Annotated in this window: 18 protein-coding genes and 1 pseudogene; 8 read left to right on the forward strand and 11 right to left on the reverse strand. The window is 51.8% G+C overall.

Annotation, left to right across the window (positions count from 1 at the left end; all coding sequences use genetic code 11):
• Positions 1-62: 62 nt before the first annotated feature.
• Positions 63-995, reverse strand: a complete 933-nt coding sequence (locus MKX42_RS33175; protein ID WP_340758013.1) for a GNAT family N-acetyltransferase — start codon at positions 993-995, stop codon at positions 63-65.
• 253 nt (positions 996-1248) lie between these two features.
• Here MKX42_RS33175 and MKX42_RS33180 point away from each other — a divergent pair, with 253 nt between their 5' ends.
• Positions 1249-3630, forward strand: a complete 2382-nt coding sequence (locus MKX42_RS33180) for a GH36-type glycosyl hydrolase domain-containing protein (protein WP_340758014.1) — start codon at positions 1249-1251, stop codon at positions 3628-3630.
• A gap of 86 nt (positions 3631-3716) precedes the next feature.
• On the opposite strand, the gene MKX42_RS33185 is transcribed toward MKX42_RS33180, so the two are convergent.
• The 5 genes from MKX42_RS33185 to MKX42_RS33205 form a co-directional block, all read right to left on the reverse strand.
• Complete coding sequence (locus MKX42_RS33185; RefSeq protein ID WP_340758015.1) at positions 3717-4127, reverse strand: hypothetical protein; 411 nt, start codon at positions 4125-4127, stop codon at positions 3717-3719.
• Positions 4120-4569 carry a LytTR family DNA-binding domain-containing protein gene (locus MKX42_RS33190; RefSeq protein WP_340758017.1) on the reverse strand — a complete coding sequence of 150 codons (450 nt, stop codon included), beginning with the start codon at positions 4567-4569 and terminating at the stop codon, positions 4120-4122. The genes MKX42_RS33185 and MKX42_RS33190 overlap by 8 nt, the downstream gene beginning before the upstream one ends.
• Positions 4570-4741: 172 nt before the next feature.
• On the reverse strand, positions 4742-7342 hold the full coding sequence (locus tag MKX42_RS33195; RefSeq protein WP_340758018.1) for a metallophosphoesterase: 2601 nt from the start codon (positions 7340-7342) through the stop codon (positions 4742-4744).
• Positions 7343-7345: 3 nt separating this feature from the next.
• Positions 7346-8611 (reverse strand): class I SAM-dependent methyltransferase, encoded by a 1266-nt coding sequence (locus tag MKX42_RS33200; protein WP_340758019.1) that lies wholly within the window; start codon positions 8609-8611, stop codon positions 7346-7348.
• A 203-nt stretch (positions 8612-8814) separates the two neighbouring features.
• A complete protein-coding gene (locus tag MKX42_RS33205; RefSeq protein WP_340758021.1) occupies positions 8815-9618 on the reverse strand; it encodes a nucleotidyltransferase domain-containing protein in 804 nt (267 codons plus the stop codon).
• A 176-nt stretch (positions 9619-9794) separates the two neighbouring features.
• Here MKX42_RS33205 and MKX42_RS33210 point away from each other — a divergent pair, with 176 nt between their 5' ends.
• Both MKX42_RS33210 and MKX42_RS33215 read left to right on the forward strand, forming a co-directional pair.
• Positions 9795-11108, forward strand: a complete 1314-nt coding sequence (locus MKX42_RS33210) for a helix-turn-helix transcriptional regulator (RefSeq protein ID WP_340758023.1) — start codon at positions 9795-9797, stop codon at positions 11106-11108.
• Complete coding sequence (locus MKX42_RS33215; RefSeq protein WP_340758025.1) at positions 11095-11901, forward strand: WYL domain-containing protein; 807 nt, start codon at positions 11095-11097, stop codon at positions 11899-11901. The genes MKX42_RS33210 and MKX42_RS33215 overlap by 14 nt, the downstream gene beginning before the upstream one ends.
• 24 nt (positions 11902-11925) lie before the next feature.
• On the opposite strand, the gene MKX42_RS33220 is transcribed toward MKX42_RS33215, so the two are convergent.
• Positions 11926-12204: a DUF6809 family protein gene (locus tag MKX42_RS33220; RefSeq protein ID WP_340758026.1), complete on the reverse strand. Its 279-nt coding sequence runs from the start codon at positions 12202-12204 to the stop codon at positions 11926-11928.
• Positions 12205-12344: 140 nt separating this feature from the next.
• Here MKX42_RS33220 and MKX42_RS33225 point away from each other — a divergent pair, with 140 nt between their 5' ends.
• From MKX42_RS33225 to MKX42_RS33235, 3 genes are all read left to right on the forward strand, one after another.
• Positions 12345-12572, forward strand: coding sequence for a helix-turn-helix domain-containing protein (locus MKX42_RS33225; protein WP_036726310.1), 228 nt, complete (start codon positions 12345-12347; stop codon positions 12570-12572).
• A 121-nt stretch (positions 12573-12693) separates the two neighbouring features.
• Positions 12694-13014, forward strand: coding sequence for an ArsR/SmtB family transcription factor (locus MKX42_RS33230; protein WP_036691332.1), 321 nt, complete (start codon positions 12694-12696; stop codon positions 13012-13014).
• Positions 13015-13112: 98 nt separating this feature from the next.
• Positions 13113-14198, forward strand: coding sequence for a saccharopine dehydrogenase (locus MKX42_RS33235; protein ID WP_340758027.1), 1086 nt, complete (start codon positions 13113-13115; stop codon positions 14196-14198).
• Here the strand turns inward: MKX42_RS33235 and MKX42_RS33240 are convergent.
• The 4 genes and pseudogenes from MKX42_RS33240 to MKX42_RS33255 all read right to left on the reverse strand — a co-directional run.
• Positions 14189-14323: pseudogene (locus tag MKX42_RS33240) on the reverse strand (M48 metallopeptidase family protein); the annotation flags it as partial. The gene MKX42_RS33235 and the pseudogene MKX42_RS33240 overlap by 10 nt on opposite strands.
• A 15-nt stretch (positions 14324-14338) precedes the next feature.
• The gene (locus MKX42_RS33245; protein WP_340758028.1) at positions 14339-16480 is read right to left on the reverse strand and encodes a pectate lyase family protein; all 2142 of its coding nucleotides are present in this window, start codon (positions 16478-16480) and stop codon (positions 14339-14341) included.
• 205 nt (positions 16481-16685) lie between these two features.
• Positions 16686-17075: a DUF948 domain-containing protein gene (locus MKX42_RS33250; RefSeq protein WP_340758029.1), complete on the reverse strand. Its 390-nt coding sequence runs from the start codon at positions 17073-17075 to the stop codon at positions 16686-16688.
• A 62-nt stretch (positions 17076-17137) separates the two neighbouring features.
• Positions 17138-17842: a TVP38/TMEM64 family protein gene (locus tag MKX42_RS33255; protein ID WP_340758030.1), complete on the reverse strand. Its 705-nt coding sequence runs from the start codon at positions 17840-17842 to the stop codon at positions 17138-17140.
• A gap of 144 nt (positions 17843-17986) precedes the next feature.
• On the opposite strand from MKX42_RS33255, the gene MKX42_RS33260 reads away from it, so the two are divergent.
• Both MKX42_RS33260 and MKX42_RS33265 read left to right on the forward strand, forming a co-directional pair.
• A complete protein-coding gene (locus tag MKX42_RS33260; RefSeq protein ID WP_340758031.1) occupies positions 17987-18691 on the forward strand; it encodes a response regulator transcription factor in 705 nt (234 codons plus the stop codon).
• Entirely contained in the window at positions 18684-20018 is a 1335-nt protein-coding gene (locus MKX42_RS33265) for a HAMP domain-containing sensor histidine kinase (protein WP_340758032.1), read from the forward strand. The genes MKX42_RS33260 and MKX42_RS33265 overlap by 8 nt, the downstream gene beginning before the upstream one ends.
• Positions 20019-20023 lie beyond the last annotated feature (5 nt).

The raw sequence follows: 20023 nt of genomic DNA on the forward strand, positions 1-20023 counted from the left end.
GAAAAGTTGAAAAAAGACACCCTAAGGGTGCCCTGGTTGATCCTGTGGATCGCTTATTTCCGTTAATTCACCGGGATAACCATCTTCTGAACCTCCTGCACCCCGGGCTTAAACCCGAGATTATAGTACACAGATTCCGCATCATTTCCCTCCATTACATACAATCTCAGCAGCGGATAAGTCCCCTTCAGAGTGGTAAGGGCTCTTTTCAGCATACGTGTAGCCAGTCTTCTCCCACGATAAGCGGGATTAACGCCAATGCTATAGACTGCCGCCACATGATCCTGCAGACACAGCCGGCAGTTGGCAATGAGCTGTCCCGTGGCCTTATCAAATACCAGTGTGGAGGCCTGTGTTAATTTTTCATTAGAGTAATTAGGATCAGTAGGCAGGAAATCTTTCACAACAGTTTGCTTCCGCCGGGTCGCATCTAAGCCGCCTCTAAAGCTCTCAAAATCACAGCGGGCAATCTCTTCTGCAAGGATGAACCGTTTGCCTCCGTCCTCAGTTCCCTCCACTTCTGGACTCTCAATTCTCAGATCATCCTCCCATTTAATGTGGAATTCTTCTGTAGGCCGCTGCATCCAGCGGCATCTGAATTCATCCGGCCAGAAGCCTGCCCGTGCGTATAGCTGAACCTGATCCGGCAGAACCTCATAGGTCCGTATCGGTTCCTTCCGGTCAGACCACTGAATCAACAACTTTTTAAGCTGCTTCAATATTCCGAGTGAATCGTTAAACGGAGGGATTACAAAGAGATGGTAGATCACATTCGGTGACATCCGGACTCCGCCGATTCTACTCTCCCCCTTGTATATCCAAAAGGCATTCCTGCGCGGATTCGCATAAACTTCTTCTCTAAAAAAGCCGTTATACTCCATGTTATAATAGACGGAGCAATATACTCCCCACTCCTCGGGCTCTGCTCTCCGGATAGTCCATTCACCATTTAAATCGTAGGATATCGTATCTTCAGACCATTGCTTTACACTCATCGTGCACTCCTCCTTATACCTCCAGCCATCCTTCTGCACTCACATAGACCTTCCTTTTGATCTTAACAAGGCCATGAGCCCATTCAAATATAGGAAACTGCTATAAAAAGACTCTACTGTTTGTTTTTTTCTCAAATATAGGGTATATTGTAAGACCACAACTGTCTTATAATGGAATTGGGCGGGATTCTTCGGTCATTTATGAACGCGCGTTCACAGCCCTGCCTGCCATCTATCATGAGGAGGAATGGTTATGCAATACGGTCATTTTGACGACAAGAACAAAGAGTACCTGATTACGAAGCCGAATACGCCTGCTCCTTGGGCCAACTATCTCGGCTCGCCGGAATACGGTGCGATTATCTCAGGTAACGCCGGGGGCTACAGCTTCGTGAAATCCGGGGCCAACGGACGGCATATCCGCTATCACTTCAACTCCAAGGACGAACCTGGGCGCTACATTTATGTCAAAGACCTGGAGAACGGGGATTATTGGTCCGGCTCCTGGCAGCCGGTAGGGAAGGATCTGGAGCGATACAAGTCCGTCTGCCATCATGGAACCGGTTACACGAACATCGTCTCAGATTATGACAACATTCATACCGAGTCCTTATACTACGTACCGCTGAACAAGACCTATGAAGTATGGCGTATGAAGATCCGCAATGACGGCACTGCGGCTCGCAAGCTGGCCCTCTTCGGCTTCGCCGAATTCACCAATGACAACAACTATGAGCAAGATACCGTGAACCTGCAATACACGCTATTTATTTCCCGGACCTACTTCAAGCACGATAAAATTCTTCAAGTCATCAATGAAAACATCGCGGGAGAGCAAACCTGGAGATTCTTCGGCGCGGCCGGAGCAGAGGTGGCCGGTTATGACGGGGACCGCGATACGTTCCTTGGAGATTACCGCAGCTACGGGAATCCGCTCTCCGTGGAGAACGGGCAATGCTCGAACTCGCTGAACTACAATGCCAATGCCTGCGGTGCCCTGCAGATGAATGTGGAGCTGCAGCCGGGAGAAGAGAAGGAAATTGCCTTCCTGCTGGGGCAATATGATGAAGAGGGAGCTTCAGGCATTCTTAGCCACTATCAGGATTTGTCCGTGGTAGACCGGGAGCTTGAAGAACTGAAGACCTTCTGGCACAGCAAGCTTAACCGCTTCCAGGTCCAGACTCCAAGCAGCAACCTGAACCATATGATCAACACCTGGAATGCTTACCAGTGCTTCATTACCTTCATCTGGTCGCGAGCTGCCTCCTTCCAGTACTCCGGCCTGCGCAACGGGCTCGGCTACCGGGATACGGTGCAGGACATCCAGGGCATTATCCATCTGGACCATGAGATGGCCCTCGAACGCCTGCGGCTGATGATCTCTGCCCAGGTATCCAACGGCGGCGGGCTGCCGCTGGTGAAATTCGACCATAACCCGGGCCATGAGGGAACACCAGACGACCCTGAGTATGTGCGGGAGACCGGTCATCCACACTACCGGGCCGACGATGCCCTGTGGCTGTTCCCGACGGTAATCAAATACTTAAATGAAAGCGGCAACTGGGACTTCACCGATGAGGTCATTCCTTATTCGGATCACGGCGAAGCTACGGTATATGAGCACCTGCGGCAGGCACTTCAATTCAGTCTCGACCGGATGGGCGCACACGGGATGCCGGTCGGCCTCCATGCCGACTGGAACGATTGCCTGCGGCTTGGCGCCAAGGGTGAATCACTGTTCGTGGCCTTCCAGTTGTATATGGGCTTCAAGGTATTCATGGGCATCGCGGAGAACAAGAACAAGCCGGAGGATACGGCGTGGGCACAGGGCCTGCTGGAGGAGCTGGACGGCAATATCCAGCAGTATGCCTGGGAGAACGATCAGTTCGTCCGCGGCTTCACCGAGGACAACTATATCATCGGCTCGTGGGAGAACGATGAGGGCCGAATCTGGCTCAATCCGCAGAGCTGGGCGGTGCTCAGCGGCGCAGCCCGCCCGGAACAGGCCAAGCTCGCCATGGACAAGGTCTATGACAATCTGCGGACTGATTACGGTACGATGCTGTTCTACCCGCCATTCCGCAAATACGGCTTGCCGGTAGCACTGATGGCCTTGTTCAATGCCTCAACGAAGGAGAACGGCGGCATCTTCAGTCAGCCGCAGGGCTGGCTTATCCTGGCGGAGACAGTGATCGGCAACGGTGAACGCGCGTTCGAGTATTTCCTGAACTGCAGCCCGGCCACCATGAACGACAATGCGGAGGTCCGCAAGCTGGAGCCTTACGTTCACGGCCAGTTCGTGGAATCCAAGGACAGCCCTTATCAGGGGCGGGCCCATGTGCACTGGCTGACAGGAACAGCCTCCACTGTTATGGTCTCGCTGGCAGAGGGCATTATGGGCGTTCAGCCGCAGAAGGACGGCCTCCGTCTGGACCCGTGTGTCCCTTCGGACTGGACCGGCTTCTCCATGGTGCGCGAATTCCGCGGGAAGAAGCTGAGCATCCAGGTCGAGAACAAGAACGGCGTTCAGAAAGGAGTCTCCCGCATCGTCATCAACGGCGAGGAGATCGAAGGCAACCTGATTCCTGTGTCCCGGATGGCAGCAGAGAACGATGTATTGGTTGTGATGGGGTAACTTCAAGCCGGTTCAAGGAACGGCATAGAGTATATACGAAGAAGGAGAGCTGACCCGGCGGGCGCTCTCCTTCTTTTCATATCATGCTACTTCAAAATCTTATTCAGCTCTTCTGCGGACTTCCTGCTGTTCGCTCGGGCATAGAAGTAGAACGCAACCGTATGCAGAATCACGGATAACAGCAGCATTCCTGGCCACCAGGCACTGATGGAATCGAACATCTCGACAGAGAACAACCACACCATGCCCATTCCGCCTGCAATACTGAAAATCGATCCAATAAGAATATTCCACAGCGGCTTCAGCGTGAAGTGATTCCACAGCACATTGTACATGACGCCGAATAGCACAGCAGCGATGGCGGCGATGCCCGCCAGACGCCACAGATACAGCATCTCCACTGGCTGATCCCTGAAGAACACCGTTAACAGCAGCGTGACCCAGAGTGACGTAAGGGTAAATACCTGAAAGAATGCTTGCTTGAGCTGATTAGCCATGATAACTCCTCCTGAAATGATTGATATAGTAGCGGCTGACAGTATAAGAACTATCATTCGTCAGCAGGACTTCCACCCGCGCATTAGCGGTTGCCGAGAATTCTTTGATATAGCGGGTATTGATGATGGTCTGGTTGTTGATTTTGATGAAACCGGGCGTATCCAGCGCTTCCATCGCGAACTTCAGCCTTGTATTGAGCAGATACATCTCTCCGGTAATGAGCCGCACACTGCACATCCGGTCTTCCGCTTCAATTACCGCAATCTTGCTTGTCTCCAGGGAGACCTGGCGGTTATTGCTGGCATTGATCACTATGATCCGCTTCTCTGCTGCTTGAAAGGCTGCCTCAAGATTCTTCCATTGCTCCTGCTCCGCCGGATGCGTAACGACCTTAGCCCATCCCCGGTTCATGCCGGTGTCTGCTTCAAATCTAATCTCCAACTGGCACTGCCTCCTCTCAACACCCATGTTATTATCCTAAAAGCGTCTTGACCATCAATCTGCGTTTTCTTGCAGGAATCTGGCGTTTTGTTTCATTTTAGCTCCTTCTGCGGCTAAACAGGTACGCGAACAAGACTGCCGGGAGCTTCCCGGCAGCCTGCCTGACTATCTTTTATAACCTCGGATCGATCTCCTTCTCCTTCGTCACCTCGAACAACAGGTTCGCGGAAATCTGCTTATAGGCACTGTTGTCAGCCGAAATCTCCTCCAGCTTAATCTCTAGCAGCTGCTTACCCAACCGGTACTCGGCAAGAGACATCCGCAGTTTGGGCACGATGTTCTTCTGCTTCATCAGCTTGCCATACTTGTGCGGAAATCTGTAGTCGTAGCCATAGATGATCGACAGGTACCCCGGATTGCGGACCTTCAGGTAAGGGACCACTCCCGGTTGCTCTTGCTCCGGCTTGATCACAATCCCCTCCATCTGTCGCTCAACGGTAACGGCAGCGAAATATTCCTCGGCCCGGCTGTAAGCCTCCGGCTCCTGCAGGTCCAGCACCAGGATCTCATCGTCATTCAGGAAACGGTATTGCTCCGAGGTGATCCCCTCAGGCACCCGATCCTCCCCGCTCTCCAGCACTTCCTTCAAGATGGCAAACGGCTTATACGCAAGCTCCGCATCCCCGGCATACAGCTCCAACTGCTGCTTATACACCCGGTACGCTTCGTCCCGCTGGTCAAGCCCCACATAGGCATCCCGGATGCTGCGGACATGCTTATACGTCTGGTACACATGAGCGCCGTAGCTGGTGCTAAGCGCCTCTTTGGTCAGATGATGCTGGTCCTGCTCGAACCCGCTGGCTTCATATTCCCGGATCAACTCACCGAGCGATTCTTCGAACCCGTGCGCTCTCAGGAACGCGAGCTCGTTCTCCAGTGCCCGCCCAATCGGTTGAAACTGGCGTTCAATCAACCCTTCTCCCAGCGCCTTCCAGGGCAGAAGCTCCCCGTCCAGCAGTAGCACACGGATGTCTTGCTCCGCCATATACGTTCCGAACCGCTCCAGCAGCCCTTCGTAAACCGGCGTCAGATCGACAGCTTTGACCTTATAACCGTTACGGCTAACCGCATAGCAATGCTCTACGTCCCGGTACAGATACACCGTGCAGCGCGATCCCATATATTTAGGCTGAAGGACCACCTCAGACACCCCGCGTCCGGCAAAATAATCCAGCCCCTTGCGCAGTGACTCCAGCTCGCCTGCTACTTCATCCTTATCCGCTGGCGACATCGTCCCGGAGATGAAGTTAACCTTATTCTGCGAGGAATAGTGCAGTCTGCGCATGGACTCCGCATCCAGCTCCTCCACAGAGACCGTGCTCACTTCGCGGAAGAGAACCGGCAATTCTTCCGGCAATAGCTGCTGCCGGGATCTATGGCTTTTATAGAACGGCTTGAAGGTTATATGGACAGAAGTTAGTCCGTTCCCATGCACCGCTCCTGTGTCGAGATGAAGCTTGTTCTTAATACGGAACGTCTGCCTCGCGGCAATATGTCCGAACAGGTGGAACGGATGGTTCCCCTCCGCCTCCTCCTTCAGGAATTCAAGCTGCTGCTCGTAAGCAGATTCACGGTCCAGCCGGAAGTTGCGCTGATGGCGCAGCGAATTCGTATCCAGCTTCCCGACATACTTATTGCGGCAAGGGGCATGAGTCACATAGAAGGAAGGCCCCCGATTCCCGATATAGCGGTAAAAAGGCTTCGCGCGCTCCACCAGCACGGAGAATTGACGGAACAGCTCCTCATCTTCCTGTAACACCTGAGTGGAATCGAAATAGGTTCTCAGCAGTTCCGGCTCGGTCCCCTTAATCTCCCCTCGCAGGTATTTGTAGACGAAATTCTCATGGTTACCCATTACGAACAGGAAATGCTCCTGATTATCATACAGGAACTGTATGATCTCCCGGGTCTGCTTGCCCTTATCGATCCAGTCGCCCGCCAGGATGATCCGTGTATTCTTCAGCTTATCCGTAGCGCTTAGCTTCCCTTCTTCAATCCGGTAGCCGTAGCTGCGCAGCAGCCCTTGCAGCTCTTGAACACACTCGTGTACGTCCCCGACCACAATGTATTCCTGCTCCTGCGGAAGCACCGCAGCGGCATACGCCTCCCAGTCCTGAATGTGCACCCGGTAATCCGGGTTCGGCCGCTTTTCCTCCGAATCATCAGTACCTTCCAGCAGAAAATCCTTGGCCCGCACCTTATGAATACCGTGGTATCCCTCGCGGGACAGCACTGGCAGCACCTCCCGGCGCAGCCGGTTCAGGTGATTAGAAATCAGCTTCTTCGAGCGCTCCGAGGCATAATAATCCTCCCGTTTGCGGTAATCGAACAAAATGACCTCCAGATTATACTGGTTCTCCTGGGCAATCGCCCGCACCTTGCTGCGATAATCCTCGGCGAGACCTACCGTATCCATAATGACAAACTCCGCATTAATCGGCCAGGAGGTGACCCGCTTCAGCCGCTCGAACAACAATGCGAACGTATGCGAGCTGGCCTCCAGCATGACCTGGTCATATTTATCGTAGTCATAGCCCAAGAGCTCCTGACGGATCAGGTCAGAGGAGAGGTACTGCACATTCGTGCGCAGACCTGTAGTGCTGTCCTCAAGCCTGAGCTGCGGGATCAGCACTTCTTTGGCAAAAGTAGACTTCCCGCACTCCGTCGCGCCCACCAGCATGAATATCGTGTGTACCTTCGTCTGAATGTCCATGTCCTAACCCTCCTGTCTGCGCACAATTGCGCTCTGCGAAGTACGAATGTCGCCCACCCGGTCACCTACGAGCGAGAATTCGGCTTCTACGCCCATCCCTTGCAGTGTGAGCGCCAGCCATTCCTGGAACGCCGCCTGGCCTTTTTCCCACTTGTGATCCTCATGCCGGAAGCCTTCCAGCTCATAGTAAAGATTGAAATCGGCATTCGGCGTGGTCACAATTAGCTGCCCGAAATCAACATGGCGGATGATCTGCCGGATCAGCGCAGCCGCTTCCAATTCGCTCATATGCTCCACAACCTCGGTTAGTATGACATCCACCTGCTCTCCGTTGTACAACTCCAGGAAATGCTCCAGCGAGCGGAAGGTGACGAGGTTGTCGAGCTCTTTAGCCTTTGCCTTGCGGTTCACGACCTCCAGCAGCTCCTCGTTGATGTCGACCGCATAATAAGCGCCCTCGATCTTCCCGGCATACGGAATGGCGTAGAAGCCTTCCCCGCAGCCGATATCCAGAATGGGCTTATCAAACGGAAGCACACCCGAGATGAACGTCCGCCGCTGCATCGCCGTACTGCCATATTCCAGACCGATCGGGTACAGATCCGTTTGCTCGACAGCCGTCTTGTACCGTTTGAACTGCTCCCGGGTCTTCAGGAGATTCCGGGCGAACAGGCTGCGGATATAGAAAGGGGCGTCCATCACGTTCAGACTGCGGATATATTTGTCCAGAATCCGGTCCGAAATATCGATATACTCATCCCCGAAGATCGATAAGAATAAGGACAGCACACTTACCACATGCAGGAGGTGGTATAAGCTTAGCTGCGTAGTAATGGTCAGGGAATAGCTCTTATGTGCCTGGTGCTCCAGGGTGAACGTATAATCCTTCAGATGCTGCTCGAAGAACCGGATGTAATGCAACCGCTGGGCATGAATCATCTGGATGGTAAAAGAGTGCTCATACCCCTCCGCATCCCGCTCATCCCGCGCCTTGAACGGAGTAGAGAAGAACTCATTCACCGCATTCAGCGGGAATAGCGGGGTGTTGTAACGGGAGACATTGAGATATTCGAAGCTCTCCCCTTCGTTCTTTTTATAGGAGATTTCATTATCAGCGTCCTTAAAATACACATTATAGGTGGCCTCATCCGAATACCAGCCGTAAGCGATCCCCTGGCGGACCGGGCGCAGCTGCATGCCGCTCTGCGGATTCTTGCGGATGATGAAGCTCAGCTGCGGGTTCGTTGATCTCAGTTGTACAATTGCCATGATTGTGTTCCTCCTGTCGGTCGTTCATTATCAGCAAAACCTAACTTAAAGCTTAGTCGTCACTTCGGTGAAGTTTTGGACTTCCGGCCGCTGTTATGGTTGGATTTCCTGATTTAGACCGCCAATGGCGGTAGAAATCCAACCATAAAGGTGGTCGCTATCGCTCCTACAGTTCCAAAATTCCCCTTCGATCCTTTTCACTTTTAGTTTAAATTTAAATTCAACCCCCATACTTCCCGCAAGGCATCCCGGAACAGGGCATCAAGCTGCCCGTCCCGATTATCCGTCTTAGCACTCAGGTATGCCGTCGCTGTCTTCTCCAGCTCTTGCAGCTGCTCCTCCAGATACTCGTTAATCGCACTTAGCCGCGGCTCCAGGTCCAGCTCCTCACCCGATTTCTTCCGGGTCAGCAATTGCTGCACAGCCTGCCACAACTCCCCGTCCCTTGGAATCAGCCGGTCTACCAGCACTTCGAATGCCATCGGCGGCATCTCCCCGTACCGGTGAATCCACTCACAGGCCAGCACCGGTCGCAGCACGTAGAAATACTTTTTGCTCTTGACCTGCGCCCCTTGAAGGTAATCCCGGTAGTTGCCCTTGGCCATGTTCAAGTAATGGTACATACAGGATTTCGGCGAAAAGGTATACGGTGAGATCCCCCTAAGCTGCTCCGCTACACTGAATTTCTCAGCATACTGTATTGGAGATTGCAGCCACTCCAGCAGCGGCGGGTTGGATTTACGGAACAGCTTCAGCGCTTTGCGCAGATCCCAGCCGCTAATATCCAGCATATTGTTAATGGGACGCTCTATGACATCCCGCTGGTCAAAGATCGATAAATACCACTCCGGCTTATGCAGATAAATGAACCGCACATCATAATCGCTGTCCTGTGAGGGGAATCCCCACGCACGGCTGCCGGACTCACAGGCATAGAGGATCGTCACTTGCTCCTCTTGTTCAATCTGCTTCAATTGCTCATGAATGAGTGTATTGATAGGGTTCATGCCATCCCTCCGTTCCAAGTCGGCTTCGCTGGCCTTATCTTCCCTCATTTTGCCAAGAAGGAACAGGGTGAAAGTATGGCGGCAGACAAAAATCTTCCATTTCATGCAACTCTGGTGCTTAATAGAGGTATTAACTATTACAACTCATGAATGCGCTACAGGCTGGAGGTATACATATGGCCAAGGAAAGCTTCGATAAAGAAATCCAGTTTCTCCGTATGCTGTCACTAGCCGGGGGAGCTTACAGCAGGCAGCAATTCGCCGAGCGGCTCGGCATTTCCGTACATACCTATGACAAAACGCTGCGCAATCTCAAGGAGATGGTGACCGTCCTGCAGCAGGATCTGACTACAGAACAGGGCACCGAGCTATCTGAATGGCTCCGCTACAATTACTATGAATCGGCCGATCCGCTGCTCCTGTTCCTGTTCCGGGCGAAATCGCTCAAGGAGACGGAGAGTATCCGGCTGACGCTGCTGTTAACCGCACTTCAGAGCGAAGAACTGACGGCCAAGGAACTGCATGACGGCTGTTGTGACCAGATGCCCGCCGATTCGCCGCTGCCGGACGAGAAGACCATCCGGGGAGACCTGAAATACCTGGAGGAGGTCGGCGTAATTGTAAGGGTAAATGACAAGCGTCCCTACCGGTACAAGGCAGCCAACGAACTGCTGGACCAGCTTACGGATGACGAGCTACTCGACCTGTTCGATTATGCAGATGTCATTGCCAATACGCAGATTCCGTCTGTCCAGGGTTACCTCCTGCGTGACACCTTGAAAAAGGCGCTGCGGTTACGGGGCATTCTTCCCGAAGCCACGGAGACCCACCGGTACAAATATCATTACCATTCACGGATTCTGGATGAGGCGCATCTCTATTCGATCCATGGGGCGATCCAGCAGCGGCGGAGAATCAAATTCCTCTACCTGTCGCCCAAAAAAGGCATGAACTACACCTCCCAGAACACCAATCCCCTCTTCGAGCGGGAATCGGCAGGGATTACGGACAGTCTGCTTCCGCTGCGTGTCGTCTACGATCATCAGTATGGGCGCTGGTATCTGATCGGCTATCACAGCCGGACCGGGATTAAGAAATTACGGATGGATGGCCTGACCCAGGTTGAAGAGGGCGAGCCTGTAGAAGAAGAGGAGTTTGCGCAGAGACTTCAGCAATTAGAGGCTCAGTTGGAGTATAGCTGGGTAACAGATACCAACCGTGCGGTGAAGGTCGCCGTCCGGTTCTATAACCCCAGCCGGTCCGGTGCCAACTTCATCCGCGAGCGGGTCGAGGCGCAGGGGCAGTGGGGAACCATTACGGAGGAGTCCGATACGACCTTCCTGTACGAGATTACGGTGAATGAGATCTTTGAGATCAAGCCGTGGCTGCGGAGCTTCGGCTCCAGCTGCGAGATTCTGGAGCCCCGCTGGCTACGCAAGCAGTTCATGGAGGAATGGAAGGAGATTAAGAGCTACTATGAATCCCTTTGAGAAAATATTCAACTTCCAGATCATCTCCCGCCTGGAAGAGGCCGGCTCCCTGGCGTTAACCTCACAGGAGCGTTCCTGGCTGAAGACGATGCTGGGGCATCCGGCGGCGGCTGAAGCTTTTTCAACAGAAACCTTACGTAAACTGAATTCCCTGCTGGAGCCTGAAGCTTCTATTGAAGTAGGAGAGATCATCATCGAGAAGGCCCGCAGCAAGGAGCGCCAGGTCTATCATCCGCTGCTCCGCCCCCTGCGCCGCATCATCATGGAGAATCAGGGAATTCAGCTCACATATGCGATCAAGCATGGCGGGGAACGGACCGACTCGTCCGGCTTCCCTCACAAGCTGGAGTACAATATGTATAAGCGGGAGTGGTACTTACAGTGGTATAGCACCCGGCAGCGCTCGCTCATGTCCACGAAGCTGCGGAACATTGTGTCTGCCGATCCCGCTCCCATCCCCGCCCACCGGATCAACGGCCTTAAGGCCCGGATCGCCCGCTTACTAGACGGTCTGAAGGAATCCACCTGCATTCAGGTCATTCCTGTCTACAATGCCGAGCTGTCGCGGATCTTGTCCACCTTCTCCTGCTTCGATAAGTCAGTGGCCTTCGATGAAGCTACCGGAATCTACCACATCACCGTCCACTACATGAGGGACGACAGCGAGTTCCTGCTCTCCCGCATCCGCTTCCTCGGCCTGCGGGTGAAAATCACCCAGGGCGAGCAGCTGAAGCAGCGTATGCTGAAGTCGGCGGAGATGGCGGTGGGAAGGTATGGGGAGATGGAAGAGTGAGGTCTTTCGATAGGTCGTTATCATTTAAACATGGTGCTCATCGGCCAGCACTTCAATCATCATCATCGTTCCGGCCTTGAACCCGGACACAAATGCAGCCGTCATATCCATTCCCTGCACTTGGGAATACAGTTCCAATAAAGACTCCAGTTCCTCGAACTCGTCCGAGGACAGTTTCTGCCTCCAAGCCTCAAGATATTCAGTAATCTGCTTGTTTAGCGGGCGGTAATGAGGGTCTTTGGAGATCATATCTTCACCGGGGAATAAACTGCCATGATATAGCGATTCAAGAATATTCGGCATTGGGGCCTCCTTTCTAATATACAAAAAAAATTCGAACTGAAAATGCTCATTTTACGCATAAGCGTACCGAATACAAGGCAATTATACGATACGCTTATACGTAAAGTCAATAAAATATTCAGGATGAGTGAGGGATTACTATGGGAAAAAGAATAGTGGTAAACATAGCTGATTTAGCTAAAAAGCATAAGATTTCGATGCGGGAGTTGTCTAGACTATCGCATGTCCGCCATGCTGCATTAAGCGAACTGGCCAATGGAAAACGAGAAAGTATTAATTTTAGCCATATCATTAGAATTGCAGAGGCTTTAAATATTCAGGATATACGGGAAATTATTGATTTGGTTGATAGTAAAGAGAACGATTGATATGAAGATTATTGTACAAGCGGAACAGCTATTTTCATATGGCATGAATATTAAATTTGATTTTGGTGGCATGTAAGGCTATAATACGTTTAAACAATTAAACATTATAACGGAGTGAGCCATGAGCGAGTCGATAGGTAATCAACAAGTCATTGATATTTTCGAGAATCTAAGCCCTTATCTTCAAGGTCTGGGAGATCCTGTTCGCCAGCGAATCATATCGCTGCTCATTGACCGAGACAGCATGAACGTATCGCAGATTGCAGAGCATGTTCCCATGTCACGCCCTACAGTCTCTCATCACCTGAAAATATTGCGCCAATCCGGGCTGCTGTCGGTTCAGAAAAAAGGGACTGAGATGTATTACAAACTGGAGTTCAACGATGCTATTGAATTGCTCAAACAGCTCGTTCATCTCGTAGAAGTGGAATGTCAGAGCTAGCGCACGCCGCGCTGGTGAACTGCATTCCTTTTCTTCACACTATTATGTTCAATTGTTTAAACATATAAGTACATAAACCTATAAACGGAGGTTAACAAATGAATAGAAAAAAGGTTCTCATCGCTGGAGGCTATGGTGCTGTAGGGGTACAGATTGCCCGCATTTTGCATGACAGGCACCCTGATCTGGAGTTAGTGCTGGGCGGTCGTTCTGCTGGCAAAGCAGCCCCTTTCCCATCGGACCGGGTGCACACGGTTGTTGTTGATACCCAGGCAGTCGATCCGCTGATTCACGCAGGAGAAAATATAACTTTAATCATTAGTGCGGTGAACGATCTGGATGACCGACTACTGGTAGCAGCAGTGCGAAGAAAAATTCCACTCATTGATGTCACACGCTGGACAGAAGTGTTTCAGCAAGCAATCCGCACAATAGATCAGGAAGAGCTTCATGCCCCCGTGATTCTCTCTTCCGGATGGATGGCGGGAACGGCCTCCCTGTTTGCAATGATGCTCTCGAAATCGCTTCAGAACGTTGAAGTTAACATCCATGCCTTGTACTCCCTGCGGGATAAGGCCGGCCCGGATTCAGCAGCCTTCATGGACCGGATGAGCATTCCTTTTCATATCACTCAATCCAATACGAGCCGGCTTGTCTATCCCATGACGGACCCGGTTAAAATACAGTTTCCAAATGGATACGCGACGCACTGTTACAGACTGGATACTCCTGATCATGTCACCTTGCCCCGTACCCATCATATCGATTCTGCCAGCTTTCGCATCTCCTTCGATCATAAGGTTTCCACTTATGCACTCGCAGGACTGGTCAAAACCGGAATATGGAAGATGATTAGCGGGGATCGATTCAAGCCTTTCAGACGGAAAATATTGTACAATCCGGGAACCGGGAGCGCTCATCACCTGGTGATTCTATTGAAAGGCATGGATGCGAAGGGTAACGTAGTGGAACGCAGGATGACGGTCTCCGATCCACTCGGTCAGACCCATATGACTGCGCTTGGCGCTGCGGTACAGGCCGAAAATTTACTGCTGATGATGTCTACGGATGAGCCTATGGCTCCAGGCATCTATTATCCTGAGCACTTGTTCGATCACCGGATGGACATGGATGCAGTCACTCACTTTTTCACACAATACGGTGTTCAAGTATCCTATTCCTGATCCAGCATTATACTACCGATACGCCGCCAGAAAGAACGGTCATGATTCATGTGGTGAATATGGTACAGTTCATGAATCATGACACAATCTATCACTTCCAGTGACGCCATCACCAAGCGATAATGGAGTTAGGAGTTATATTATTCCACCATCAAATAATACAAATTAGCAGTCGTATCCTTCGAAATCGTATGCGCGCCCGCCGCAAGGGAGATAGTGGCCACACCGTTCGTTATGGGATAGCTTGTCCCATCGACTTTGATTTTGGTCCCCTCGGAGCCAAACACCAGTGTTAGCGTTGAGGCCTTGGCTGTGGTGAACTGGATGCGGGTGGCGCTCTCGATTTTCAGACACTGAGTTAAGGTCAGGCCGCTATAGAGCACCGTTCCCTTGCTGGTGGAGAGATTGCCCTGAATGGTGAAAAAGCTACTCGATGTTCCTGACGCTGTAAAATTGTGAGCCGCTGCTCCAGGAGCAGGCGTTGACGTTGGCGCTGCTGTCGGCGCGGGAGTTGTTGTCGGCACCGGAGTCGCTGTCGGCATCGGAGTTACCGTTGGCACAGGCGTCACCGATGGAGTCGGCGATGGGCCTCCCGGGTTAGCGTTGCCTCCTACAGACACCAGTCCTGAGGTGTAGCTGCGGATGGCCGACATTAACGGCACATTGAGGGCATAGGATGCGTCGTCCACAGCGTTATTGAATGTCCAATTGAAGTCCCCGCCGCCCTGACGCCCCGCTCCTGCGGTAACCTTCTGTTGTACTGCGCTTACGTTATCGACAGCTACTACGCTGACACCTGTATCCACCAGCGTATCGAAGTTGTTATATGCTGTTCCGCCGACAAGTGCTTTGTACGAGCCGGGAACGGCTTCGCTTCTCGATGAGGCCAGGTAAGCATCGTGAGAAGCTGCGTTTGCCGGAGCCGTTCCGCTGTTGGAGTTCGCATAGATAAGGCTGGACGCACCCGTAATACTGTTGTTGTAGGCTTTGATCATCCCGCCATTCTCCCCGGAGAACGTGCCTTCGCCCAGAGCATCTGTGCCTTGCAGGGAGCTTAGCATCGGGTTCTTGGTATTCCTGAACACATTTCCTTCCACGAAGGCCGAAGCGCCGGTAGTTACGCCCACACCATATTTGGATACGCCGTCATAGAAATTATTATACACATGCACCGAAGCCACTCTGATCCGCGGGTGACGCGAGTCGGAATGATCGAACCAGTTGTGGTGGAAGGTGACGAAGAACTCTGCAGATTCGCTAAGTCCGACCAGAGCCGCTTTGCCGGAATCGAAGTAGTGGTTGTACGAAATGGTGATATAGGTAGAGCCTTTCTTGAGGTCGGTGGAACCGTCGCCCTTGGCCTGGTCGGCATCACTACCTGCAGATCCGTAGAAAATATCGTTATTATGCACCCATACATTCGCGTTGCCTGTATCCATAGAAATGCCATCATCCGGGAACAGCATCAGGCCGAGATTCCTAACCTCTGCATTCCCTGCATATCTGAGCAGCAGCCCCCAGCCATAGGCATAGGCATCATTGCCGATCCCTTCGATTGTCAGGTTCATTTGGGTATAGTTACTTTTCCCCTTTACCTCCAAGTAACCACTGCTATTGAGCTGTCCGCTCAGGTCTGCGGCCGTCACTTTCCCGATCAGCCGGATGGCGAGCGGTGTGGTGTCATAGCCTTTTTGCCGAAGAGTAAGAATACCACCAAGACCTACTCCCGTCTGCACGGTACCCGAGCTGCTGACCACTACGGGAAGCGTTACGGTCTGAGCGTTCTGGGAGGTGATATACAGCACCTGTGCGCCGCTCTTAAGTGTTCCGTTGTCAGCATAAGCACCCGAGCCTGTACCGTAAGGTGAAGCTGTGGAAAAAGCAAACCCTGACCGGTCATACGGTGCAGCGGCCAGCGTACCCGTCACTGCACTCGCCGTTCCCCCGCCTGACAGCACAGCTTCCACCTTCATAACATAGCTTCCGGCCGCAAGGCCTACGGCATCTGCTCTCCAGTAGGAAGCATATTTGCGGATCAGTTCATTATGAAGCTGCTGATACTGGGAATCTGCGGCGCTTGCCGCTTTGATGAATACCTTATATCCCGATGCATTACTGACAGGTGACCACTCCACGTAGGCAGCTTCATTTCCGCCTCCACTGCCTGTTACCGTAAGCCCCGCAGCATGTACTACTGCAGTCCCCCACCCGCTGAATAGCAGAGTGAGTGTAAGAGTGAACAACAGGGTCATACTGGTTACCTTTGCAACAATTCTTTTCATTAATTCGGCCTCCCGATTTAGGTTTGCTGGCACCCTGAGCATAGCAGAAGCCGAATTAGTGCTGAAACAATCATTTGCTCATATCACCTCCGATTATGCACTATTATGAGAAAATGATTATTTCGCAGCGAAATGATACCTGCATACAAAAAGACACCCGTCCGGGGTGCCTTGAACTGACGCTTCATCATCAATTATGCAAAGCTCACTGAAACTTCGTATTGACGCGGATCTGGCCGCTTTTACTTTTGACCGCAGCCTTCTCCGGCTCTGGGTTCAAGCTCTGGCCGATGTCAGTAGCATTCTTCTTGAAGGTCTCGGTCACCGTCTGAATGACTTCGCCCACATTGTGCGCGGATTCAAAGATCGGGTCGATGGTCTTAATTTTACCTTTGACATCCCGAGTGACCTGATTGGCCGTGTGAATGAGCTGAGTCGCTTCTCCCGTTAATCCATGAATCGCATTCCTCACCTCACCCAGCGTCTTGTTGGTCTCGCCGAGTGTGGTCATTCCCTTGCGCAGCGTAAGAATCACGAATACCACCAGTCCGACAAAAGCAACCGCAGCCAAAGCAACACTAAGCTGAATTAACATAGCAACGCCTCCTGTAGTTCCACTCTATGTCCAACTTATAGACAACATTCCAACAGTTGCGGCTACAGCCCGCTTTTACCACCTTTGAAGGAAGATAATTTGTCAATTAGCTTGTCCTTATAGATTAATCCCAAGATAAAGGCCAGGACGGAGATAGCGGAGATGACGATGGTGGGTACATAATTCTTGTGGTAGATATTAGCCCCAATGCTTACAGAGGCCAGCAGCCACGGAAATCTGGCGATCAGCAGAATCGTAAAGAATCTTAGGGGCTTCATCGTCGTCAATCCCGCTGCATAGATGAACATATCCTTGGGAAGTCCGGGAATTATAAAGATAATGAACAAGAAAACCGAGAATTTGTTATTATCCATCATTCCTCTCATCCACTTGAACTTCTCCCTGTGCAGCAAGCCTTCAATGAAAGATCCTCCCAGGAATCTGGTGAAGTAAAAGGCGATCATCGCCCCCAGCAGCATTCCCCCGGTAACGAAGACCGCGCCTAACGTGGTGCCATAGATGTATCCCCCGGCAATTTGAACGACCTCCCCCGGTATCGGGGCAATTACCGTCTGGAGAACCTGGAAGAGCACCAGCATAACCGGCCCTAACTTCCCCGTAGAGAGGATATAATCGCGGAAACCGTCCAGCGACATCGTCAGCCGCAGAAGCTGCGGCAGGTATCTGATGAATACAATCGTGGTCACAAGGCCCAGGCAGGCGAGGAGAACCTTGCTGACCCGCTTTTTGTGTAATAACCATTCCATTTACGAATCCCTCTCTCTTCACTGGCTTATGATATCTCCAGCTTAGGTCAATATTCTTAAGATCCGGGCATGGAATTCCTTAAGAATTCTTAAGTCGCCTGTCATTCGGTGGTTTAAGCGCTATGGACAATCTATAATGGATGAATGATGAATCCTGCGAAGACCATACTTATAGCCGACGACAACCACGAGATCCGGGAGATTGTCCGGGTGCTGCTGGAGAGTGAGCAATACCATGTCATTGAGGCTGTTGACGGTGAAGATGCTGTGAATAAAGTAGACGATACCATTGACCTGATCATTCTGGACATGATGATGCCCCGGAAGTCGGGAATTAAGGCCTGCGTGGAGATTCGTGAGCTGACCAGCGCGCCTATACTATTTCTGACAGCTAAGACCCAGGATTCTGACAAAACCTTGGCCTTCTCGGCCGGAAGTGACGATTACCTGTCCAAGCCCTTCTCCTACACCGAACTGGTGTCGCGGGTGAAAGCTTTACTTAGGCGGTATTATGTCTACAAAGGCAAGGAGGATACCGCAGCCCCCTCAGATGTGATTACCTTCAACGGGCTAAGCATTAATCCCGCTGTCAACGAGGTAATGATGAACGGGAAGGAGCTGACTCTGACCGAAATTGAGTACAAGCTGCTGGCGCTGATGTCCAGTAACCGCAAGAAGATTTTCTCGGCGCAGAATCTGTATGAGAGTGTGTGGGGCGAGCCTTACTTCTACAGCTGCAACAATACGGTGATGGTTCATATCCGCAACCTGCGCATGAAGCTGGAGAAGGACCCGCAGAATCCCAAGTTCATCAAAACCGTCTGGGGAAAGGGGTACCGCATTGAATAACAAGCTGCGGTGGAGCAGGCTGAAACTGAAATTGATCCTGTGCCTGATCGGTTCGTTCGTGGCTTCTGCCATGCTGTTCCTGCTGCTGCAGTCCGCAGGCGAAGATCTGCTGGAGCATTACCGGACCAGAAGCTCGTTCATTCACAAGCAAGAAGAGCAAGCCCTTCCGGCACTCCAGGAATATATCTCCGGGCAGCATCTTGCGCTTAAGGATGACGCGAAGATCGCGGAATGGGTCCGAAAAGCCAAATACGTGAACCTCTATCTCTATAAGGACAACCAATTTCTCTACTCTACAGACGGGTACACGATCAAGACCGAGAATACGAGGTTTCTGCCCGACCCTAACATTTTCAGCAAATCCCAGTATTCCACGGTTGCCTTTGCGGATACGACTGCGAAGGTCTATATGGAGTATTTTTTTGAATACAAGTACTACAACCTCATTACGATTCTGGGTGTGATTCTGTCGTTCTTATTCTTTATCGTCCTGGTCCTGTTCTTCATCAACAAGAAGACCTCTTACATTGGCGTACTGGAGAAGGAGATTAAAATTCTGGAGGGCGGGAATCTGGACTATCCGATTACCCTGAAGGGGAAGGATGAGCTGTCGTCGCTGGCCCAGAGCATCAATGAGATGCGGAAGTCGTTCATCGAGCGCCTGGAGAGCGAGGAGCAGGCCAGATTGGCCAACAGCGAGCTGGTCACCGCCATGTCCCACGATCTGCGGACACCACTCACCGCATTGGTCGGCTACCTGGACATCATCGAGTACAAGAAGTATCAGGATCAGGAAGCGTTAGCGAAATACATTCATAACAGCAGGGAAAAAGCCTATCAGATCAAGCATCTGTCAGATAAGCTATTCGAATATTTCACCGTGTATAACACAGAGGAGAATGACTTGGAGTTCGAGTCCTACGATGGGATTCAGCTCATGGATCAGCTCATCGATGAGCAGTCGATGTTGCTGGAGAATCACGGCTTCCGGGTGGAGTGGGAGTCTGCTACTGTGCCTTTCCGCGTGGAGCTTCACCTGATCTCCTTCAGGCGGGTATTCGACAACCTTGTCTCCAACATTACGAAGTATGCCGATACGTCTGCGCCCGTCATTATAGCTTATAGGATTGAAAGCCTCTGGCTGTTGATGGATATCACGAATGTTATAAAGACGGAGGACCGTGAGGTCCTCAGCACCGGGATCGGCCTCAAGACCTGTCACAAAATCATCAGCCAGCATAAGGGCGAAATCACGTTTACAAGCACCGGCAGTATGTATTCCGTCCACATCCGCTTGCCGGTAAATACCATGCTGACCCAACCTTAAGGAGG

The organism is Paenibacillus sp. FSL R7-0204, from assembly GCF_038002225.1.
Lineage (GTDB): Bacteria > Bacillota > Bacilli > Paenibacillales > Paenibacillaceae > Paenibacillus_AQ.